Source organism: Aeromonas sp. HMWF014 (assembly GCF_963878295.1).
Taxonomy (GTDB): domain Bacteria; phylum Pseudomonadota; class Gammaproteobacteria; order Enterobacterales; family Aeromonadaceae; genus Aeromonas; species Aeromonas popoffii.
Genome location: NZ_CAWNYS010000301.1, coordinates 13340 through 16585, shown reverse-complemented (window position 1 = coordinate 16585; position 3246 = coordinate 13340). Strand labels below are relative to the sequence as shown.

Genomic DNA, 3246 nt, shown 5'->3' with positions numbered 1-3246 from the left:
GTGCAGGACAGGCTGGCGGAAGGCTTGCTACAGGTGCTGGTGGATAACGGCCCCAAAGCCCTGGTGGATCCCACCAATTATCAGGTGCGCGCCAACCTGATGTGGGCCGCCAGCCTGGCGCTCAATGGTCTCATCGGCCGCGGCGTGCCGCAGGACTGGTCCACCCATGCCATCGGTCACCAGCTCACCGCGCTGCATGGGCTGGATCATGCCCAGAGTCTGGCGGTGGTGCTACCCTCCCTGCTGCGTGAGCAGGCGGCCCAGAAGCAGGAGAAACTGGCCCAGTTCGCCGAACGGGTGTGGCATTCGAGCCGGGAGGACAAGGCGCTGCGCATCGAGGAGGCGATCATCCGCACCGAGCAGTTCTTCCTGCAGATGGGGGTGGGCACCCGTCTTGCCGACTACGGCCTGAGCGAGAGCTGCATCCCCGGCATCTGCTCCAACCTCAAGCGCTTCGGCCTGACGGCACTGGGAGAGCAGCAGGATATAGACCCGGACAAGGTCGCCCGGATCCTTTCCCACGCCCTCTGATCATTTGGCTGACGAGCTGAAAAGAACACGCCCCGATAGTCGGGGCGTGCTGCATTCTGGGGTGAGGCGCTGAGGGCAGAGGATCAGGCGCCCAGATCCAGCTCGCGCTCCAGCACCACTGCTTTTTGGCGGGCCGGATGGGTATTGAGTCGCAGCCAGTAGGTTTGCAGGTGCGGGAAATGGGCCAGCTGGCCGCCTTGGGCCAGCAGATCCACCAGGAAGGAGTTCATGATGTCGGCGCCGGAGAGGCGCTCCCCCACCAGATAGTGGCGGTTTGCCAGCACCTCGTTCAGATAACCCAGCACCTTGGCACACTCCGCTTTGGCGTAGTCCGGCAGGAAGCGCATCGGGCTGCCATCTTTGCGCACGAACATGTCCAGCAACAGCGGCAATATGCCTGAGCTCTCGGCAAAGTGGAGCCACTGCAGGTATTCGGGGTACTCGGGGCTATCCGTGGCCGGAGCCAGTCGCTCGGGGGCGTATCGGGCTATCAGGTACTCGGTGATGGCGCCGGATTCTGCCAGCACCCGGCCGTCGAGCTCGATAACAGGCGACTTGCCGAGGGGGTGGATGGCCTTGAGTTCGGGCGGCGCCAGAAAGGTGGTGGCGTCGCGCTGGTAGGCCTTGATCTGGTAAGGCAACCCCAGCTCTTCGAGCAGCCAGATGATGCGCTGGGAGCGGGACTTGTTCAGGTGGTGCAGGATTATCATTGAAACCTCGATTCGGTGGCAGGAGTCGGTATACGCGTCGGGGAGGTGACTGGTTCACTGGCATGGCGCAACAAGAGAGCGGGCAGTGCCCGCTCTCTCGTTGGCTGACTCAGGCCTCCAGCGCCTGATCCAGATCCGCCAGTATGTCCTCGATCGCTTCGATCCCCACCGACAAGCGGATCATCTCCGGCTTGACCCCGGCCCTGACCTGCTCCTCCTCGCTCAACTGGCGATGGGTGGTGGAGGCGGGGTGGCAGGCCAGCGACTTGGCGTCGCCTATGTTGACCAGCCGCTTGAAAATCTTGAGCGCATCGTAGAAACGCACCCCGGCCTCATAGCCCTCCTTCAAGCCGAACGAGAGGATGGCCGACGGCCGGCCCCCCATGTACTTCTCCGCCAGCAGATAGTGGGGGTGCCCCGGCAGACCGGCGTAGCTGACCCAGGCTACTTTCGGGTGATGCTTGAGGTGATGGGCGACCTGGAGGGCGTTGTCCACGTGGCGCTCCATGCGCAGGCTCAGGGTTTCAAGCCCCTGCAGCAGCAGGAAGGCGTTCATGGGGGCCAGCGCCGCGCCGGTATTGCGCAGGGGCACGGTGCGCACCCGGCCAATGAAGGCGGCCGGGCCAAAGGCTTGTGTGTAGACCACCCCGTGGTAGGAGGGCTCGGGCTGGGTGAGCTGGGGGAAGCGTTCGGCGTTATCCGCCCAGGGGAACTTGCCCGAGTCGACGATGACGCCGCCCAGGGAGTTGCCGTGACCGCCGACATATTTGGTCAGGCTGTGCACCACGATATCGGCGCCGTGTTCGATGGGTTTGCACAGCACTGGGGTGGCGACCGTGTTGTCGACGATGAGCGGCACGCCACGGGCGTGGGCCACCTTGGCGAAGGCGGCCAGATCGACGATGTTGCCCGCCGGGTTGCCGATGCTCTCGCAGTAGACCGCCTTGGTCTTGTCGTCGATGAGGGCGGCGATGGCCTCGGCGCTGTCATCTTTGGCGAAGCGTACCTCGACCCCGAAGCTTGGCAGCATGTGGGCGAACAAGGTGTAGGTGCCGCCATAGAGCTGGGGCGTTGAGACGATGTTGTCACCGGCGGCGGTCAGCGCCTGGATGGCGTAGGTGATGGCGGCAGAACCCGCCGAGACCACCAGACCGGCAATCCCCCCTTCCAGAGCGGCCATCCGCTGTTCCAGTACATCGTTGGTGGGATTCATGATGCGGGTATAGATGTTGCCCGGCACCGCCAGATTGAACAGGTCCGCCCCGTGCTGGGCGCTGTCGAACTCGTAGGCCACCGTCTGGTAGATAGGCACAGCGACCGCCTTGGTGGTGGGGTCGCTGGAAAAGCCGTGGTGCAGGGCCAGGGTCGCATCTTTCATCACACACTCCTTGTTGGATGTTGCTTGTCGCAGTTATAGATGGATAGACGTCCAATCTATCAGGCCCGTAGCCGATGTAAACAGCAAGATCCGGCAACGCAATTGTGCCCGCTGGCCCTTGAGCGACCTGTGTGAGGGATGGCACTCAGAGACGGCGACGATACTCCTTGTCGTCTATCTGGTGCATGTCCCACTGCATCAGGCGGTTGAGCTGGTGCATTGGATCCTCGATAAGGGCCAGCGGCTTGGGCAGGATCCGCTTGAAGTAACGACGCAGGGTCTGCTGGATCCGGTTCGGTTTGAGGGGGGTGGCTTGGCTCATCATAGTGCTCCTGTGCTGTGGTTCTCACGTTCGCCACCAGTATTGAGCTAAAATGAGGAAGTAAAAACTGATGGATTACAGCAATAGGATTTCCTCTTTTATGCCAACCGGTCGCCTCTACCAGCAATTTCAACGACTCGCTCAGCTGCTTGGCAGTGATGAGCGGGAGATCAGTCTCGCCGAGGTGGCGGATCTGCTCTGCTGCACCCCGCGCAATGCCCGTCTGCTGCTGCGGCGGATGCAGGATCAGGGCTGGCTCAGCTGGTCGGCCGAGGCGGGCAGGGGACGGCGCTCACGGCTGGTGT

3 protein-coding genes and 2 pseudogenes are annotated in these 3246 nt (G+C 62.8%); 2 read left to right on the top strand and 3 right to left on the bottom strand.

All coding sequences use genetic code 11. From position 1 onward, the window contains the following. A pseudogene (locus AAC083_RS12425) lies at positions 1-531 on the top strand (iron-containing alcohol dehydrogenase); the annotation flags it as partial. A gap of 83 nt (positions 532-614) precedes the next feature. Here AAC083_RS12425 and AAC083_RS12420 read toward each other — a convergent pair. The 3 genes from AAC083_RS12420 to AAC083_RS12410 all read right to left on the bottom strand — a co-directional run bounded on the left by AAC083_RS12420 (position 615) and on the right by AAC083_RS12410 (position 2944). Continuing rightward, positions 615-1241 (bottom strand): glutathione S-transferase family protein, encoded by a 627-nt coding sequence (locus tag AAC083_RS12420; protein ID WP_181364734.1) that lies wholly within the window; start codon positions 1239-1241, stop codon positions 615-617. Positions 1242-1350: 109 nt separating this feature from the next. Further along, positions 1351-2619, bottom strand: a complete 1269-nt coding sequence (locus AAC083_RS12415) for an O-acetylhomoserine aminocarboxypropyltransferase/cysteine synthase family protein (protein ID WP_042039148.1) — start codon at positions 2617-2619, stop codon at positions 1351-1353. 145 nt (positions 2620-2764) lie between these two features. Next, the gene (locus AAC083_RS12410) at positions 2765-2944 is read right to left on the bottom strand and encodes a hypothetical protein (RefSeq protein ID WP_219927883.1); all 180 of its coding nucleotides are present in this window, start codon (positions 2942-2944) and stop codon (positions 2765-2767) included. Between the two features lie 97 nt (positions 2945-3041). Between AAC083_RS12410 and AAC083_RS23095 the strand changes: the two are divergent. Then, positions 3042-3246: pseudogene (locus tag AAC083_RS23095) on the top strand (SgrR family transcriptional regulator); the annotation flags it as partial.

Coding starts and splice junctions, on each gene's coding strand:
- AAC083_RS12420 (WP_181364734.1), bottom strand. CDS start 1,241: ATGATAATCCTGCACCACCTGAACAAGTCCCGCTCCCAGCGCATCATC.
- AAC083_RS12415 (WP_042039148.1), bottom strand. CDS start 2,619: ATGAAAGATGCGACCCTGGCCCTGCACCACGGCTTTTCCAGCGACCCC.
- AAC083_RS12410 (WP_219927883.1), bottom strand. CDS start 2,944: ATGATGAGCCAAGCCACCCCCCTCAAACCGAACCGGATCCAGCAGACC.